Source organism: Pseudomonas phytophila, assembly GCF_025643095.1.
Taxonomy (GTDB): Bacteria; Pseudomonadota; Gammaproteobacteria; order Pseudomonadales; family Pseudomonadaceae; genus Aquipseudomonas; species Aquipseudomonas quasicaspiana.
In genome coordinates, this window is the sequence record NZ_CP081201.1 from 1,512,490 (window position 1) to 1,528,958 (window position 16,469).

General features: G+C 58.5%; 14 protein-coding genes. 9 read left to right on the top strand and 5 right to left on the bottom strand.

The features are described 5' to 3' along the window. Positions 1-111: 111 nt before the first annotated feature. From cmoB to lon, 4 genes are all read right to left on the bottom strand, one after another. Positions 112-1,071 (bottom strand): tRNA 5-methoxyuridine(34)/uridine 5-oxyacetic acid(34) synthase CmoB, encoded by a 960-nt coding sequence (cmoB, locus tag K3169_RS06685; RefSeq protein ID WP_263270707.1) that lies wholly within the window; start codon positions 1,069-1,071, stop codon positions 112-114. Then, positions 1,068-1,844 carry a carboxy-S-adenosyl-L-methionine synthase CmoA gene (cmoA, locus tag K3169_RS06690; protein WP_176560598.1) on the bottom strand — a complete coding sequence of 259 codons (777 nt, stop codon included), beginning with the start codon at positions 1,842-1,844 and terminating at the stop codon, positions 1,068-1,070. Before cmoA ends, cmoB begins: the two co-directional genes overlap by 4 nt. Positions 1,845-1,903: 59 nt before the next feature. Continuing rightward, positions 1,904-2,296, bottom strand: coding sequence for a protease inhibitor I42 family protein (locus K3169_RS06695; protein ID WP_231677068.1), 393 nt, complete (start codon positions 2,294-2,296; stop codon positions 1,904-1,906). 432 nt (positions 2,297-2,728) lie between these two features. After that, a complete protein-coding gene (gene lon, locus K3169_RS06700; RefSeq protein WP_099268528.1) occupies positions 2,729-5,149 on the bottom strand; it encodes an endopeptidase La in 2,421 nt (806 codons plus the stop codon). A gap of 266 nt (positions 5,150-5,415) precedes the next feature. Here lon and K3169_RS06705 point away from each other — a divergent pair, with 266 nt between their 5' ends. From K3169_RS06705 to K3169_RS06720, 4 genes are read left to right on the top strand one after another with little or no spacing between them, the layout of a single operon-like run. Then, the gene (locus tag K3169_RS06705; protein ID WP_049826870.1) at positions 5,416-6,087 is read left to right on the top strand and encodes a hypothetical protein; all 672 of its coding nucleotides are present in this window, start codon (positions 5,416-5,418) and stop codon (positions 6,085-6,087) included. Then, positions 6,084-8,435 carry an EAL domain-containing protein gene (locus K3169_RS06710; protein ID WP_231677069.1) on the top strand — a complete coding sequence of 784 codons (2,352 nt, stop codon included), beginning with the start codon at positions 6,084-6,086 and terminating at the stop codon, positions 8,433-8,435. The genes K3169_RS06705 and K3169_RS06710 overlap by 4 nt, the downstream gene beginning before the upstream one ends. A gap of 3 nt (positions 8,436-8,438) precedes the next feature. Then, positions 8,439-9,302 carry a DUF3034 family protein gene (locus tag K3169_RS06715; RefSeq protein WP_231677070.1) on the top strand — a complete coding sequence of 288 codons (864 nt, stop codon included), beginning with the start codon at positions 8,439-8,441 and terminating at the stop codon, positions 9,300-9,302. Positions 9,303-9,304: 2 nt separating this feature from the next. Then, positions 9,305-9,724, top strand: coding sequence for a group I truncated hemoglobin (locus tag K3169_RS06720; protein ID WP_049826871.1), 420 nt, complete (start codon positions 9,305-9,307; stop codon positions 9,722-9,724). A gap of 109 nt (positions 9,725-9,833) precedes the next feature. Here K3169_RS06720 and K3169_RS06725 read toward each other — a convergent pair whose 3' ends face one another. Then, positions 9,834-10,826, bottom strand: coding sequence for a GntR family transcriptional regulator (locus K3169_RS06725; RefSeq protein ID WP_231677071.1), 993 nt, complete (start codon positions 10,824-10,826; stop codon positions 9,834-9,836). A 349-nt stretch (positions 10,827-11,175) separates the two neighbouring features. Here K3169_RS06725 and K3169_RS06730 point away from each other — a divergent pair, with 349 nt between their 5' ends. From K3169_RS06730 to K3169_RS06750, 5 genes are all read left to right on the top strand, one after another. Continuing rightward, positions 11,176-12,549, top strand: coding sequence for an amidase (locus K3169_RS06730; RefSeq protein ID WP_263270713.1), 1,374 nt, complete (start codon positions 11,176-11,178; stop codon positions 12,547-12,549). An 86-nt stretch (positions 12,550-12,635) separates the two neighbouring features. Continuing rightward, a complete protein-coding gene (locus K3169_RS06735; protein WP_122707992.1) occupies positions 12,636-13,517 on the top strand; it encodes a polysaccharide deacetylase family protein in 882 nt (293 codons plus the stop codon). A gap of 27 nt (positions 13,518-13,544) precedes the next feature. Next, a complete protein-coding gene (locus K3169_RS06740; protein WP_027899793.1) occupies positions 13,545-14,885 on the top strand; it encodes an MFS transporter in 1,341 nt (446 codons plus the stop codon). Positions 14,886-14,895: 10 nt separating this feature from the next. Further along, the gene (locus K3169_RS06745; protein ID WP_099267535.1) at positions 14,896-15,657 is read left to right on the top strand and encodes an SDR family NAD(P)-dependent oxidoreductase; all 762 of its coding nucleotides are present in this window, start codon (positions 14,896-14,898) and stop codon (positions 15,655-15,657) included. 46 nt (positions 15,658-15,703) lie between these two features. Continuing rightward, a complete protein-coding gene (locus K3169_RS06750) occupies positions 15,704-16,453 on the top strand; it encodes an SDR family NAD(P)-dependent oxidoreductase (protein ID WP_231677073.1) in 750 nt (249 codons plus the stop codon). Positions 16,454-16,469 lie beyond the last annotated feature (16 nt).

The following is a 16,469-nucleotide window of genomic DNA, read 5'->3' on the forward strand; positions in this document are numbered from 1 at the left end:
TGTGGGAGCCGAGCTTGCTCGCGATAAGGGCGACGCGGTTTGCCTGATGTTCTGCGCCGTCCCAATCGCGAGCAAGCTCGGCTCCCACAGGTTATCAGTGGTACATGATCTTTACGGCTTTCGCCCCACAATCACCGCGCGCATCGGCGCTGGCAGGCCTTCCACGGTTTTACTGTGATCGTCCGGGTCAAGGAAGTCGCTCAGCGATTGGTAGCGCATCCACTCCGTACCGCGTTGTTCCTCAACAGTGGTCACGCTGACATCCACGCAACGCACATCCACGAAGCCTGCGCGGCGTAGCCACAATTCGAGGGCGGGCACAGAAGGCAGGAACCACACGTTTCGCATCTGTGAGTAACGGTCTTCCGGGACCAGCACCTGATGCACGTCGCCTTCCACCACCATGGTTTCGAGCACCAGTTCGCCACCTTTGACCAGACAATCCTTGAGCGCCAGCAAGTGATCAATGGGCGACTTGCGGTGATACAACACGCCCATGGAAAACACTGTGTCGAAGCCTTCCAGACGCGGGGGCAGGTCCTCCAGGGCAAACGGCAGATGCCACGCCGGTAAGTCGGGCAGGTATTTCTGCATGGCCTGGAACTGACAGAAAAACAGCCAGTTCGGATCGACACCGATCACACTGTCAGCCCCGGCACCCAGCATGCGCCATTGGTAGTAGCCGTTGCCACAACCCACATCCAGCACGCGCTTGCCCTTGAGGTTCAGGTGCGGCGAGACACGCGACCACTTCCAGTCTGAACGCCACTCGGTATCAATGTGCACGCCGAATACATCGAACGGGCCTTTGCGCCAGGGAGATAGCCCCATCAAAGCTGTACGGGTTTGTGTCCGGGTCTCATCGTCGCAATCGACGTCGAGGGTAAAGCTATTGTCGAGTTCGACACGCGACGGTATCAAATCCGGCAGCGCATTGAGAGCACCTTGCCAGCGCTCCAGATCGCCATGACCCTTGGCCATTTTCGTGTCGAGTTGAGCCTGCAGGCCGTTGGCCCATTCAGCCAGAGGAGTGCCCGCCAGACGGCGGACCAGTGGGGCAAGATCAATCATGGCAGGGCAATCAACGAGGCAAAGTTAAGGCACTGGAACCACGGCACCACCTTGGAAAAGCCCGCGTCGAGCAGGCGTTGGCGGTGTTCTTCGAGGCTGTCGGGTTTCATCACGTTTTCGATCGCGCTGCGCTTCTGGGCGATTTCCAGCTCGCTGTAGCCGTTGGCACGCTTGAACGCGATGTGCAGGTCGGTGAGCAACGCATGCTCTTGCTCATCATTGAAACGGAGCTTTTCGGACAGAATCAGCGCGCCGCCAGGGATCAGTGCCTGACGAATACGGCTCAGCAAAGCCAGGCGCTGCTCGGGGGCGATGAATTGCAGCGTGAAATTGAGTGCGACCACCGAAGCAGGCTGAAACTCAAGGGCCAGAATGTCGCCATCAATCACTTGTACCGGCAGCAACTCCTGAAACATCGAGTCCTGCGCATTCAGGTATTCCCGGCAGCGCTCGACCATCGCGGCCGAGTTATCCACCGCGATCACTTTGCACCCTTCGACCCGCACATGGCGGCGCAAGGCTTGCGTGACAGCGCCGAGTGAACTGCCCAGGTCATACAGCACGCTGTTGGGTTGGGCGAATTGCGCGGAGAGCACGCCAAGGTTTTCGACAATCGTCGGATAGCCGGGCACCGAACGCTTGATCATGTCCGGGAAGACCCGCACCACGTCTTCGTTGAAGGCGAAGTCCGGCACCTGGGCAAGGGGCTGGGCGAAAATGCGGTCGGGTTCTTTGCTCACGGTGGTTCCGGCGGGGGCTGAAAAGTGCGGCATTTTAGCCAAATCCGCGCCTCGGCTGAAACCTCATCTCATCGAACGACAGCAAAACCTCTTCAGTTGACGGTAATGGTGCAGTCGAAGGTCTGTTCCGGTGGTACTTCCGGGGCCCAAGGCTGTTGATAAATCATCAGCAGGCGACCGGTTCCGGCAGTCGACGCCTGATAGCGCCACACCGATTGGCCGGCGCTACCTACCATGTTCTTGTCACCTGAGTTGTTATAAACCTCAGGGCCGAGACTGCGCAGAATTGATGACGCAGCGTCCTGGACCTGCCAGCGATAACCGGTGGTGGGCGAGCTGGGCAAACTCAGTATCAACGTCTGGCCCGTTTTGAGGGGCAGTGGGCAGTCGCTTTGATCTTCGAGGGTGACGATATGTTTGGGTTGCTGCGCACAGGCAGTGAGCAGCGACAGGCTTAGCAGGGCTAGCAGACGGGCAGTGGGCATGGTGGCTCCGGTCTTCAAACGAGACCGGAGCATAACCGATGAATTATGGGTGTGGGAGAGAGTTAGCTTGTTGGCGAGAGGGTTTGACGCGGTGGGACAGGTTTGACGCCTCGCGAACAAGTTCGCTCCTACCGGTTAGTGACGTGTCCGGTAGGAGGTAACTTGTTGCCGAGAAGTTTGACGCGGTGTGCCAGGTTTGACGCCTCGCGAACAAGTTCGCTTCTACCGGGTAGTGACGTGTCCGGTAGGAGGTAACTTGTTGCCGAGAGGTTTGACGCGCTGGTTCAGGTCTGACGCCTCGCGAACAAGTTCGCTCCTACCGGGTAGTGACGTGTCCGGTAGGAGGTAACTTGTTGCCGAGAGTTGACGCGGTGGTTCAGATCTGACGCCTCGCGAACAAGTTCGCTCCTACCGGGTAGCGCGGTGTCAGGGTCAGAACAACACCTTCGCCACATCCGCAAAGCGTTTGGCGAAGTGCACAGTAATCCCTTCCTTCAGATAGTCCGGCAGCTCCTCGAAGTTGCCGCGGTTAGGCTCTGGCAGGATCAATTCATTGATCTTCTGCCGACGCGCCGCGATGACTTTCTCTCGCACGCCGCCAATCGGCAGTACATGCCCGGTCAGCGTCAGTTCGCCGGTCATTGCCACGCCTTTCTTCGGTGCCTGGTTGCGAGCCAGAGACAGCAGAGCGCTGGCCATGGTCACGCCTGCACTAGGGCCATCTTTTGGGGTGGCGCCTTCGGGAACGTGCAGATGCACGAATGCTTCGTCAAAGAAGGTCGGATCGCCGCCAAATTGCTTGAGATTCGAACTGACGTAGCTGTAAGCAATTTCTGCCGACTCTTTCATTACCTCACCCAGTTGCCCCGTGAGTTTAAAACCACGGTTGAGAGTATGAATCCGCGTTGCTTCGATCGGCAGGGTCGCGCCGCCCATGCTGGTCCAGGCCAGACCGGTGATAACGCCGGTACCCGCCAGTACTTGCTCGTTACGAAAGACTGGCATGCCGAGCGAGGCTTCCAGATCTTTCGGGCCAACCTTGATCGTCGACTTGGGCGCGTCGATCAATTTCACCACTGCCTTGCGCACGACTTTGCTCAGTTGTTTTTCCAACTGCCGGACACCCGCCTCCCGCGCATAACCTTCAATGATCGAACGCAGAGCCGTGTCGCTGATGCTCAGGCTGCCCTTGGACACGCCAGCCTTTTCCAGTTGCTTGGGCCACAGGTGACGCTTGGCAATGGCCATTTTTTCTTCGGTGATGTAACCCGACAGGCGAATCACTTCCATCCTGTCCAGCAGAGGGCCGGGAATCGAGTCCAGGGTGTTGGCGGTGCAGACGAACAGCACTTTCGACAGATCCAGACGCAAGTCCAGGTAGTGATCGAGGAATTCAACGTTCTGTTCGGGATCGAGGGTTTCCAGTAGCGCCGAAGCCGGGTCGCCTTGGAAGCTCTGGCCCATCTTGTCGATTTCATCGAGCATGATGACCGGGTTCATCACCTCCATATCCTTGAGCGCCTGCACCAGCTTGCCGGGTTGAGCGCCAATGTAGGTGCGGCGATGGCCCTTGATCTCGGCCTCGTCGCGCATGCCGCCGACACTGAAGCGATAGAAAGGTCGGCCTAGCGATTCGGCAATCGAACGGCCGACACTGGTCTTGCCGACGCCCGGCGGGCCCACCAGCAACACGATCGAACCACTGATCTCGCCTTTGTAGGCACCAACCGCAAGGAATTCGAGGATCCGGGTCTTGATGTCGTCCAGACCCGCGTGGTGCTGGTCCAGCACTTTGCGGGCGTGCTTGAGGTCCAGTTTGTCTTTACCGAAGACACCCCACGGCACCGAGCTGGCCCAGTCCAGATAGTTACGGGTGACCGCATATTCCGGGGAGCCGGTTTCCAGCACTTTGAGTTTGTTGATTTCTTCATCGATGCGTTTGCGGGCCTGGGCGGGCAAGGTTTTGCCTTCCAGACGGGCCTCGAACTGCTCGATGTCCGCACTGCGGTCGTCTTTGCTCAGGCCCAGCTCCTGCTGGATGACCTTGAGCTGTTCCTTGAGGAAGAACTCGCGCTGGTGTTCACCGATCTTGCGGTTCACCTCCGCGGAGATTTCCTTTTGCAGACGCGCGACTTCGACTTCCTTGCGCAGCATGGGCAAGACTTTTTCCATGCGTTTGAGCATCGGAACGCAGTCGAGGACCTGCTGCAACTCGACACCGGTCGCTGAAGTCAGCGCAGCGGCGAAGTCAGTCAGCGGCGACGGATCGTTAGGGCTGAAGCGGTTGAGGTAGTTTTTCAGCTCTTCGCTGTAAAGCGGGTTGAGCGGCAGCAGCTCCTTGATGGCGTTGATCAAGGCCATGCCATAGGCCTTGACCTCGTCGGTTGGCTCATTGGGCTGATGCGGATATTCGACCTCCACCAGATACGGCGGACGATGATGCTTTAACCAGGTCTTGATCCGAACCCTGCTCAGGCCCTGGGCGACAAATTGCAGTTTGCCGTTTTCACGGCTGGCGTGGTGCACCTTGACCAGCGTGCCGTACTCCGGCAAAGCCCCGGTATTGAAGTGCCGTGGATCTTCCGGCGGCGTGTCCATGAAGAAAAGCGCCAGCGAGTGATGATCAGACTTGCTGACCAGCTCCAGCGTCTCAGCCCAGGGCTCTTCGTTGACAATCACCGGCAATACTTGAGCCGGGAAGAAGGGGCGGTTGTGAATCGGGATGATATAGACCTTGTCCGGCAGGTTCTGCCCAGGCAATGCGAGCGAGGTGCTGGTGGAGCTCAGTGTCACTTCGGGCTCGGCTTCTACGTCGTCTGACAAATCTTGTGAGTCTGCTTGCTGGTCGCTCATGGGGCACCTGCACAATTGAACATGGTGCTTAGATGGGGCAGTCGCGCTCAGGTTTCAATGGCTTCTGTCGATAGCCTATTGAGAGGAAGGAAAAACAAGCCATTCAGGGCACAGTAACAACCTTTCGTCGATTACTGAACGGTGATGGCTAAATGCCTCTTCTCGGCGCGTGATCTTCTGTCTGACCGCAGCTACTCTGCGAACAAGACCCTTCGTTGCCAAGGCTGGCGTTGTTTTATCCGGCTTTGCCGATGTGGATTTAGCTTATGAATAAATTTGCTTCGCTGTTCGTTTTGATCGGCTGTTGGGCGTTCGCAGTGGCTGCTCCGGCGGCCACGCTGACTGCTCGCGTCGTCGATCAAGAGGGAAAGCCCCTGCCAAACGCTGTCCTCACCCTGCAAGGGCCGCCGGGCAAGACTGCGGTCGTGCTCAAGGCGAACATGGACCAGCGTGATCAGGAGTTTGCGCCGCGGGTATTGGCCGTGCACAGCAACACTGAAGTCAAATTCCCCAACAGCGATAACATTCGCCATCAGGTTTATTCCTTTTCTCCGGCCAAGCGCTTTGAACTGCGCCTTTACAGCGGCACGCCTTCCGATCCGCTGCTGTTCGACAAGCCGGGCGTAGTGGTGCTGGGCTGCAACATTCATGACTGGATGGTGGGCTACATCTATGTGACCGATGAGCCCTGGTTCGCGGTCAGTGATGCCAATGGTGTCGTGAAGTTCGAGGATATGTCGGCCGGGCATTATTCGGCGACCCTGTGGCACCCCAAGACCATTGATATGCAGCCGACCAGTGGCGGCGACTTTGAGGTGCCTGCCGCGGGGCTGAGCAAGGACTTCAGGCTGAAAGTGGAGCCAGGAGAAGAAGAGAAATCCTCGGCGCCTGCTCCTGACGCGTTCGGCGATGCGTTTCATAAAGCGGCCCACCAATGAACCTGCGCACCAGCTTTCAGGCGCGAATTGCCTGCGTGCTTATCGCGTTGCTGCTGGTTGTGGTGGTCGCGGTGTTTCTCGCCGTCAAGGCTGCAACCGGGGATGCGGTCAGATCCCAGGCGCAGACCCAGCTGGAGGTGGGGACTCGTGTGTTCGCCGACGTCATGGATATGCGTGGCAAGCGTCTGCGTGACGGCGTGCAACTGGTTTCGGCCGACTTCGGCTTTCGTGATGCGGTCGCCAGTTCTGATGCATTGACTATTCGTTCCGTGTTGCTCAACCACGGCAGCCGGATCAATGCCAACGACATGTTTCTGCTGGGCATGGACGGCACCGTAATAGCCAGCACCATGCCGGGCATTGTTGAGGGCAGCAAATTCCCGTTTGACCAGACCTTGCGCGATGCTCGTCGTAAAGGTCAGTCGACGGTGATAGTCCCGGGTGGCGGCGTGCCGCATCTGCTGGTCGAAAGCACCGTCCTTGCACCACTGCCCATCGGCCGTGTCGTCATGGGTTTCAGCATGGACGCCGAGCTTGCCCAGTCTCTGCGCTCGCTCAGCGGCCTGGAAGTTTCGTTCCTTACTGTCGAGAACGGTAAGCCCGGACGCTTGATCAGCACGCAACCGGCAGAGCTGGATGATAGCCTGATAGCGCTGATGCTCAATCCTGCTGAAGATCATATGCACACCACCGAGCATGGTGGCCTGAGTTTCCTCAGTCAGACGATGGTGCTGGACAGTATCGACGGGAGTCAGGAGCAAGTGTTCGCGCTGCTGCAAAGCCCGATGGATAAAGCCATGTTGGCGTTCGCGCCTCTGGACGAAAAAATCTTCTGGATTTCGATCATCGCGCTGCTGGCTTCGTTGATCGGTACGCTGGGCCTGGCGCGCAGTGTTTCACAACCGGTTCAGGTGTTGGCCGAGGCTGCCAGACGTATTGGCGAGGGCGATTACAAAACACCCGTCACACTGGCCCGCAGCGATGAGTTGGGTCAGTTGGCCTCTGCCATCAATACGATGCAGCAAGGCATTGCCGTTCGCGAAGATCAACTGGCACACAACGCACTGCATGATCCGCTGACCGGCTTACCCAATCGCGCACTTGCCATGGAGCGCCTGAGCACTTCCATCACGGCTCAGCGCTCCATGACCTTGTTGTATTTGAGTATCGATAACTATCTGGCGATCAGCGATTCGTGTGGCTCAGCAGGTGTCGACCAATTGATGCAACAGATCGGCAAGCGCTTGCAGGATATCTTGCAGCCTGGTGACACGCTTGCGCGGCTGACGGCCAATGAATTTCTGGTGTTGCTCGACCACACTGGTAGTGACGGTGCGGTGGGGCGGGCCGACCAGCTGCAACGCATGTTGGGTCAACCTCAACAGGTGGACAGCAATGATGTGACGCTGGAATGCAGTATTGGCATTGCCAGCTATCCCGAGCAGGGTGATTCCTCTGAAGAGCTACTCAAACGCGCCGCCATCGCGCGTCAGGATGCCGTGAATCTGCCAGGCCGTTTGCAGGTCTATCAGGACGGTCGCGATCTTGCTCACCAGCGTCAGATCAGCCTGATTCGCGACCTGCGGCATGCCGCGAAAAAAGGTGAGCTGCTGCTGCATTACCAGCCCAAGCTGGATATTCGGCAAGGGACGGTGCATCAGGCTGAAGCCCTGTTGCGCTGGACACATCCGCAGTTCGGTAATGTCTCACCTGCCGAGTTCATCGTGCTGGCCGAGCGCACGGGTAGCATTCAGTTGCTGACCAACTGGGTCATCGAAGAGTGCATGCGCCAGTTGGCAGAATGGAGCAGGCGAGGCCTGCATTTGCAGGTGTCGGTCAACATCTCTGCCGATGACCTGCACGGTGACCACCTCGTGGACCGCGTCATAAAACTGCTCAAGTTATACGGCGTGCCAGCGGAACAACTCATTTTCGAAATCACCGAAAGCGCCATCATGCGCGAGCCTGCGCAGGCACTGATCGTACTTAACCGCTTGCGCGATCTTGGCATCAGCCTGTCGGTGGATGACTTCGGCACCGGTTATTCGTCACTGGCACATCTCAAGCGTATGCCGGTGCAGGAATTGAAAATTGACCAATCGTTCATTCGCAACCTGGATGAGACCAGCGAGGACGCGGTGATCGTGCGTTCTACCATTGAGATGAGCCACAACCTGGGGCTAAAGGTGGTCGCGGAGGGCGTCGAGTACGAACACAGTCTCAAGTTGCTGGAGCGTTGGCACTGCGACACGGCTCAGGGCTATCTAATCAGCCGTCCGTTGCCCGCCGTCGCCTTCGAAGCCTGGATGGCCAAGTCCCTGTTTTCACCCGGCCTGGTGGTTAATTGAGTTATGACCCACAAATTTTTGATCGTCCTGGGGTGCGCGTTGTGCGCTGTTACGCAATGTGTGGCTGCTGACAATGGTCGTTTAATCGCCACGGGTGGGGCGTCGAGCATTGAGGGCGCCGCTGGCGGCGGGATTATTCCGTGGGCCGTGCTGACCGGCTATGGCGAGCAGGGCGAGTGGGGTTCCAGCGTTTTTGCAACCCATGTCGACCTGCCGGATTACACCCTGGATGTAGCTGGCATGTCGGTCGCTTACGGCAATCGCGTCGAACTGTCCTACGCTCACCAGCGCTTTGACCTGGGCACGTTGCAGAAGGATCTGAGCTTGCCTGAAGATAACGTGACTCAGGACATCTTCGGCCTGAAAGTGCGCCTGTTCGGCGACCTGATCTACGACACCCTGCCGCAGGTCTCCCTCGGGATTGAATACAAACACCAGAATGATTTCCTGATCCCCAGCCTCATCGGCGCCAAACGCGATGCGGATGTCGAAGGCTACCTGACTGCCAGTCGCCTGTTCATGGGGGCTGCGTTCGGCTACAACCTGGTGGTCAACGGTGGCGTACGTTACAGCCGCGCCAATGAAACCGGTCTGCTGGGTTTCGGCGGTGATCGTCGCGATACGCGTAGCGTGCTCAAGGAAGGTTCGGTCGCCGTGTTGCTCAACCCGCGCTGGGCAGTGGGTGTGGAATATCGTGAGAAACCGGACAACCTTTCTTTTGCTGGTGAAAGTGATTGGGCTGATCTGTTCGTGGGTTATTTCCCCAACAAACATCTCTCCGTGGTGCTTGCTTACGCGAAGCTGGGAGAAATCGCGACGCTGGAAAACCAGAACGGGGCTTATCTGTCCATTCAGGGGAGTTTCTGATCATGCGTCTGCTCAGCTTTTTTCTGATTGTTTTGCTGGTTGGTTGTGCCCAACAACCGCCTAAAGACGACAGCCTCTATCAAGGCCTTGGACAGCGCGCCGGGATTCAGCGAATTGTTGAGGGCTTGCTCATCACGTCGGTAAAAGATGAGCGCATCGGCGAGCACTTCAAGAAGATCGATATCGTGCGTTTGCGTGACAAGCTGGTTGAGCAGCTGTGTGTCGAAGCGGGTGGCCCGTGTAAGTACACCGGTGACACTATGGCTGAAGCCCATAAGGGCCAGAAGCTGACGCGCAGTGATTTCAATGCTCTGGTTGAAAACCTGATCAAGGCCATGGATGCCGAAGGTATTTCGGTGCCAAACCAGAATCGTTTGATTGCCCGGCTGGCCCCGATGCGCGCAGAAGTGATCGAGAAGTAGGGGCGGGCGGTGTTGGAGCGAGGCTTGCCCGCGAACCTGCCGACCTGATCCGTCTGGTCCCCCGCATTATCGCTCTTCGCGGGCAAGCCCGGTTCCAACAGGCTGACACTCAACTTAAACGCGTCAAATACCCGGGCACTTCCTGTTCAGGCAATACCGACAGCACTTTCAGTCGTTGCAGCATGCGCTGTCGTGCGCGCAGCAAGTGCTCCTTGAGGTTCAGTGCGGCGGCGTCGAATGCACCATGCAGCAGCAGTTCGATAATCAGGCGATGTTCAGCCAGCATCGCCTCGTCGGCACCGATGCCCAGTAATCGGTAGAAGATCCGGCTGATGATCATCGGACTTTGCCCTTGGCGAATCAACGTAGCAATCTTGCGATTATGCAGGCCTGACAGGCAATGCTGGTGCAGGTCTTCCTCGATGCGTTCGATATCTTCAAGGCTGCAGTGTTCCGCGTTTTGCGCCTGAACGACCCGTTCAAGCATGGCTTCCAGCGTTTCGCGACTCAGGCCCGGTGCTGTCTGGCGCAACGCTTCGGGCTCCAGGCAGGCGCGCAGTTCGTAGTCTTCGGTCACTTCGCGCGCCGTCAGCGGGCCGGCCAGCCATTGCGAGTAGGGTTCCTTTTCCACCAGCCCGCGATCACGCAAGCGCATCAGTGCTTCACGCACCACGGCGCGGCTGACGCCGTAATGCTCTGCAGCGTCTTTTTCGTCCAGCCGGTAGTGCCCGAAGGCCATGCAGCTTGAAAGCGCCGCGCTGATTTCGTCGTAAATGCGCTCGCCCAGCGGACGGGTATCCACCAGCTCTTCACTGCTATCCAGGCCAAACTGTTTATGACTGAGGGTCAGGCGCAGTGGCTCAACCTCAATGCCTTGTGGATTGACCAGATACCCACGGCCGTCAAACCGGCAGATCAGTCCCTCGTCATGCAGCAGATTGAGTGCTTTGCGCACCGGCACGCGGCTGGTGCCGAAAAGGTCGGCCAGCGGCGCTTCGAGCAGTACCAGACCGGTGCTCGCCGCCCCGCTGACAATGGCTTCGCGTAACACTTCCCGGATCGTGGCATAGCGTGAGGCCGTGCGCGAATCGTCTCCTGACATCGGTTTCCTGAGCTTCTCTAATGATCGACGGCGGATTCTCGCACAGAAGTCCATTTGTCACCTCGAGCTACGTGCGATGCACATTCATAGGGCTCACTGTTACTAATGTGCACCTAAACGTACCTTTTATAAAATGTACATTTTTTGCAGTGAGGATACGTTTTGCCGGGGAGCTCCCCCAAAACACAATCATCCATCGCGTTGAAAGGGCTCTGGCATAACCATTTGCTGTGGTTTAGAAAGTTTTGACGCTGGCAACGCTGGTGAGCTGACGTATGTTTGGCATGGAATCTGCCTCCATTAAATGTACATTTTATTAATAAGTACATTTAATGGGTGCGGCATGCCGATGATCAACAGTTCTAGCCAATGCAGGGCTATGGATGCCAGTGCAATGGCCGAGGGATATGCTTCGGGTCGCAATGATCCGGTGCAGGCCCTCGAACTGGCGCTTGAACAAGCCCTGTCCGCTGATCACGTGTTTATCTCCCTGAGCGTCGAACGTGCACGCCGTGAGGCCCATGCATCTGCGGCTCGTTGGCGGGCGGGGCAGCCTCTAAGCCCCTTCGATGGAGTACCCGTTGCCTGGAAAGACCTGTTTGATGTCGCTGGCACCGTCACCAGCGCCGGTGCCGCCGTGCGTAATAACCTTGGGGCCGCGTTGCTGGATGCACCCACCACCGGCCTTCTGGCGCGGGCGGGCCTGGTCAGTGTGGGGAAAACCAACCTCAGTGAGTTTGCGTATTCGGGGTTGGGCCTCAACCCGCATTTTGGTACGCCGATCAATCCGTACAGCGATGATCAACCTCGCATTGCGGGTGGATCGTCTTCCGGTTCGGCGGTCGCGGTCGCCGCGGGCATTGTGCCTATCGCCATGGGGACCGACACCGCAGGCTCGATCCGCATTCCGGCCGCTTTCAATGGCTTGGTAGGGTTTCGCAGCACCACTCGGCGCTACAGTCGGGACGGCATTTTTCCCTTGGCCCATACGCTGGACAGCGTCGGCCCGCTGACCCGCAGCGTACGCGACGTCATCGTTATTGATGATGTGCTGCGTGCTCGTAGCAAGCCGACTTCTCTGGTGCCGCGCAGTCTGGTCGGGCAGCGTTTCTGGGTTGATGAGACGGTTTTGCAGGACGAACGTGTCGAACCCGCGGTGCGCAATAACCTGTTGCAGGCGGTGGCGCGGTTGCATGAAGCCGGTGCGCTGGTGGAGATGCGGCCATGTGCAGCCTTCCAGGCCACCTTGCAGCTGATTCAACAGCACGGCTGGCTGGGCGCTGCGGAGGCTTTTGCTTTGCATCAGAACCTGCTCGACAGCGATGCCGCCAGCCAGCTCGATCCTCGGGTGCGCATGCGCCTTGAGACGGCCCGGCACATGCCCGCCAGTCAACTACTCAAGCTATATAGCGCCCGTGAGCAACTGCAGGAGCAAATCAGCCTGGAGCTTGACGGCGCTTTTCTGCTGACTCCAAGCGTGGCCCATGTGGCCCTGCCGCTGGCGCCTTTGCTGGCGGACGACGAGCTGTTTTTCCAGACCAATCTGGCCACCTTGCGCCTGACCATGCCTGGCAGCCTGCTGAACATGCCGGGTATTTCCTTGCCCAGCGGTCATGACGAACGCGGGTTGCCAACAGGGCTGTTGCTCAGCGCGCCAGCGGGGGAAGACGCACGTTTGTTGCGCGCCGCGCTGGCCGTCGAAGCGGCAATGGCCGAGGCCTGATTGACCTCGAACAGTAAAGCACTGGAACCCGGCACCCAGTGATGAATGCGTTAGCGCCGGTCTGATCAACAAGCAGGAGTAGCAAAATGGCTAAAGAAATCTTGTGTGCATTTGGCGTCGATGTTGATGCGGTAGCGGGTTGGCTGGGTTCCTACGGCGGTGAGGATTCTCCGGATGACATCTCCCGTGGCTTGTTCGCGGGTGAAGTGGGTGCGCCGCGTCTGCTCAAACTGTTCGAGCGTTACGGCTTGCGCACCACCTGGTTCATTCCCGGCCACTCCATGGAAACCTTCCCCGAGCAAATGAAGGCCGTTGTCGATGCCGGTCATGAAGTCGGTGTGCACGGTTACAGCCACGAAAACCCGATTGCGATGACCCCGGAGCAGGAAGAGATCGTCCTCGACAAGTCCATCGAGCTGATCACGCAAATGACCGGCAAGCGTCCGACCGGTTACGTCGCACCCTGGTGGGAATTCAGCAACGTCACCAATGAGTTGCTACTCAAAAAAGGCATCAAGTACGACCACAGCCTGATGCACAACGATTTCCATCCGTACTACGTCCGGGTCGGAGACAAGTGGACCAGGATCGATTACAGCCAGCATCCCGATACGTGGATGAAACCGTTGGTGCGCGGTGAAGAAACCGATCTGGTGGAGATCCCGGCCAACTGGTACCTCGATGACCTGCCGCCCATGATGTTCATCAAGAAAGCCCCCAACAGCCATGGCTTCGTCAACCCCCGCCATCTGGAAGAAATGTGGCGCGACCAGTTCGACTGGGTCTATCGCGAGCACGAGCACGCGGTGTTCACCATGACTATCCACCCGGATGTCTCTGGTCGCCCGCAGGTGCTGTTGATGCTGGAGCGTTTGATCGAACACATCCAGAGCCATGAGGGCGTCAAGTTCGTCACCTTCGACGAAATCGCCGACGACTTTGTCCGCCGTAACCCACGTAACCGCTGATTCATTGCCCTGTGCGAGGCGTCACTCATGTCCATTTACAGCAAGCTTGACCTGACTGGCTGGAAACCCCAGCAACTGACTCCAGACCAGGTGCGATTTGCCACCTGGATCGCGTTCTTCGCCTGGGTCTTTGCGGTGTACGACTTCATTCTGTTCGGCACGCTGTTGCCGGAAATCGGTCGGCATTTTGCGTGGAGCGAAGTAGAGCAGGCCGAGATTGCGACCTGGGTGGCGGTCGGGACCGCAGTGGTCGCCCTGGCCATCGGGCCGCTGGTAGATCGCCTGGGTCGACGCATGGGCATTATCTTCACCGTCAGCGGTTCGGCGATCTGTTCGGCGCTGACCGCGATCGGAGGTTCGTGGGGGAAATCGCCGTTAATCCTGATTCGTTCTCTGGGTGGCCTGGGCTATGCGGAAGAAACGGTCAACGCTACTTACCTGAGTGAAATCTACGCGGCCTCCGATGACCCGCGTCTGGCTAAACGTCGCGGCTTTATTTACAGCCTGGTGCAAGGTGGCTGGCCAGTTGGGGCGTTGATTGCTGCGGGATTGACTGCGGTGCTGTTGCCCATCATCGGCTGGCAGGGCTGCTTCGTTTTTGCGGCGATCCCGGCCATCGTCATCGCGATTCTGGCGCGCAAACTCAAGGAGAGTCCGCAGTTCCAGATCCATCAGCGCATCACTCAACTGCGCAAAGCCGGAGATGTGAGCCAGGCTCAAGCCGTGGCGCTGACCTATGGAGTGGATTACGAAGAGCACCGCACTGCAGGTCTGGCCGCAGCGTTTCGTGGCACATCGCGCCGTGCAACCCTGGTGATTGGTGCGGCCATTCTGCTCAACTGGGCAGCGATTCAGGTGTTCAGCGTGCTCGGTACGTCAGTGATCGTCAGTGTGCATCACGTCTCTTTCGAGAACTCGCTGATCATTCTGGTGTTATCCAATCTGGTGGGGTACTGCGGTTACCTGAGCCATGGCTGGATGGGCGACAAGATTGGTCGCCGTAACGTGATCGGCCTGGGCTGGATGCTGGGTGGACTGTCGTTTGCTGCGATGCTCTACGGCCCAAGTAACATGCCCGTCGTGATCGGTCTTTACAGCCTGGGTCTGTTCTTCCTGATCGGTCCTTACTCAGCCGCGTTGTTCTTCATCAGCGAAAGCTTCCCGACCAGTATCCGCGCTACTGGCGGCGCGATCATTCACGCCATGGGGCCCATCGGCGCAGTGGTTGCAGGTTTTGGTGCCACCTCGGTGCTGAGCGCAGGCGGCAACTGGCAAACTTCTGCCTTGTACTTCGGCGCGCTGCCTTGCTTCCTCTCCGGTGCGTTGATGTTTGCCGCCCGCCACGTGCGTCCCGAAACCGTGAAATGAGGAATTGCACATGACCCGTAAAGTCGCAGTGATCACCGGTGCCGCCAGCGGCATCGGGCAGGCGCTGGCCGTAGCGTTCGCGCAAAAAGGCGTTGCAGTGGTTGGCGGTTTTTATCCCGCCGATCCTCACGATCCTCAGGAAACCATTCGTTTGGTGGAAGCAGTGGGGGGCGAGTGTCTGATGGCGGCACTGGACGTCACCAGCACGCAATCAGTGGATGCACTGGCCGATCAGGCGCTTGAGGTCTTCGGCCGCATCGACTACGCCGTGGCTAACGCAGGCCTGCTGCGCCGCGCTCCGCTGCTGGAAATGACAGACGAGCTCTGGAACGAGATGCTCGATGTGGATCTGACCGGCGTCATGCGCACCTTCCGCGCCGCGGCCAGGCACATGGGAGAAGGCGGCGCTTTGGTGGCGATTTCGTCTATAGCAGGCGGCGTTTACGGCTGGCAGGACCATGCTCACTACGCAGCCGCGAAGGCTGGCGTGCCAGGGCTGTGTCGATCACTGGCGGTGGAGTTGGCTGGCCGTGGTATTCGCTGCAATGCGGTGATTCCCGGATTGATCGAGACGCCGCAATCCCTGGACAGCAAAAACTCCCTGGGCCCGGAAGGTCTCGCTCAGGCAGCCAAAGCTATCCCGCTCGGCCGTGTGGGGCGGGCTGATGAAGTCGCCTCACTGGTGCGTTTCCTGTGCAGCGATGAAGCCAGTTACCTGACCGGACAAAGCATTGTGATTGATGGAGGGCTGACGGTGCGTTGGCCGGAATAGTTCGTTGACCCTCGCTCCCCGTAGGAGCTGAATAAGGAACTCCCGTATGCAACAACTGATCGACAAACGCGCTGTCATCACGGGCGCAGGCAGCGGAATTGGTGCAGCCATTGCCCGTGCCTATGCACTCGAAGGCGCAATATTGGTGCTGGGTGATCGTGATCCGCTAAGCCTGGCGCAAGTCGCCCAGGAGTGCCGACAACTGGGTGCGCAGGTGCGCGAGTGCGTGGCCGATGTGGGCAGCGTCGAAGGCGCGCAAGCCAGTGTCGATGCCTGCGTCGAGCATTTTGGGGGCATCGACATTCTGGTCAATAACGCTGGCATGCTCACTCAGGCGCGCTGTGTCGATTTGAGCATCGACATGTGGAACGACATGTTGCGTGTAGACCTGACCAGTGTATTCGTGGCGAGTCAGCGGGCACTGCCGCACATGCTGGGCCAAGGGTGGGGGCGCATCATCAACGTCGCCTCGCAGCTGGGTATAAAGGGCGGCGCTGAACTCACTCATTACGCTGCGGCCAAGGCTGGAGTGTTAGGTTTTACCAAATCGCTGGCGCTGGAAGTGGCCAAGGACAACGTGCTGGTCAACGCCATTGCCCCTGGCCCGATTGAAACGCCATTGGTGTCGGGCATCAGCAGCGCCTGGAAAACGGCCAAGGCTGCCGAGTTACCGCTGGGGCGCTTCGGTCTACCGGCAGAGGTCGCGCCGGTAGCGGTGCTTCTGGCCAGTGAGCCGGGAGGCAATCTGTTTGTCGGTCAGACATTGGGGCCGAACTCTGGCGATGTGATGCCGTAGTCAGTCAATGAGGATC

Excerpts from the sequence above, each read along its gene's own strand:
- cmoB (WP_263270707.1), bottom strand. The coding sequence starts at position 1,071 with ATGATTGATCTTGCCCCACTGGTCCGCCGTCTGGCGGGCACTCCTCTG.
- cmoA (WP_176560598.1), bottom strand. The coding sequence starts at position 1,844 with ATGCCGCACTTTTCAGCCCCCGCCGGAACCACCGTGAGCAAAGAACCC.
- K3169_RS06695 (WP_231677068.1), bottom strand. The coding sequence starts at position 2,296 with ATGCCCACTGCCCGTCTGCTAGCCCTGCTAAGCCTGTCGCTGCTCACT.
- lon (WP_099268528.1), bottom strand. The coding sequence starts at position 5,149 with ATGAGCGACCAGCAAGCAGACTCACAAGATTTGTCAGACGACGTAGAA.
- K3169_RS06705 (WP_049826870.1), top strand. The coding sequence starts at position 5,416 with ATGAATAAATTTGCTTCGCTGTTCGTTTTGATCGGCTGTTGGGCGTTC.
- K3169_RS06710 (WP_231677069.1), top strand. The coding sequence starts at position 6,084 with ATGAACCTGCGCACCAGCTTTCAGGCGCGAATTGCCTGCGTGCTTATC.
- K3169_RS06715 (WP_231677070.1), top strand. The coding sequence starts at position 8,439 with ATGACCCACAAATTTTTGATCGTCCTGGGGTGCGCGTTGTGCGCTGTT.
- K3169_RS06720 (WP_049826871.1), top strand. The coding sequence starts at position 9,305 with ATGCGTCTGCTCAGCTTTTTTCTGATTGTTTTGCTGGTTGGTTGTGCC.
- K3169_RS06725 (WP_231677071.1), bottom strand. The coding sequence starts at position 10,826 with ATGTCAGGAGACGATTCGCGCACGGCCTCACGCTATGCCACGATCCGG.
- K3169_RS06730 (WP_263270713.1), top strand. The coding sequence starts at position 11,176 with ATGATCAACAGTTCTAGCCAATGCAGGGCTATGGATGCCAGTGCAATG.
- K3169_RS06735 (WP_122707992.1), top strand. The coding sequence starts at position 12,636 with ATGGCTAAAGAAATCTTGTGTGCATTTGGCGTCGATGTTGATGCGGTA.
- K3169_RS06740 (WP_027899793.1), top strand. The coding sequence starts at position 13,545 with ATGTCCATTTACAGCAAGCTTGACCTGACTGGCTGGAAACCCCAGCAA.
- K3169_RS06745 (WP_099267535.1), top strand. The coding sequence starts at position 14,896 with ATGACCCGTAAAGTCGCAGTGATCACCGGTGCCGCCAGCGGCATCGGG.
- K3169_RS06750 (WP_231677073.1), top strand. The coding sequence starts at position 15,704 with ATGCAACAACTGATCGACAAACGCGCTGTCATCACGGGCGCAGGCAGC.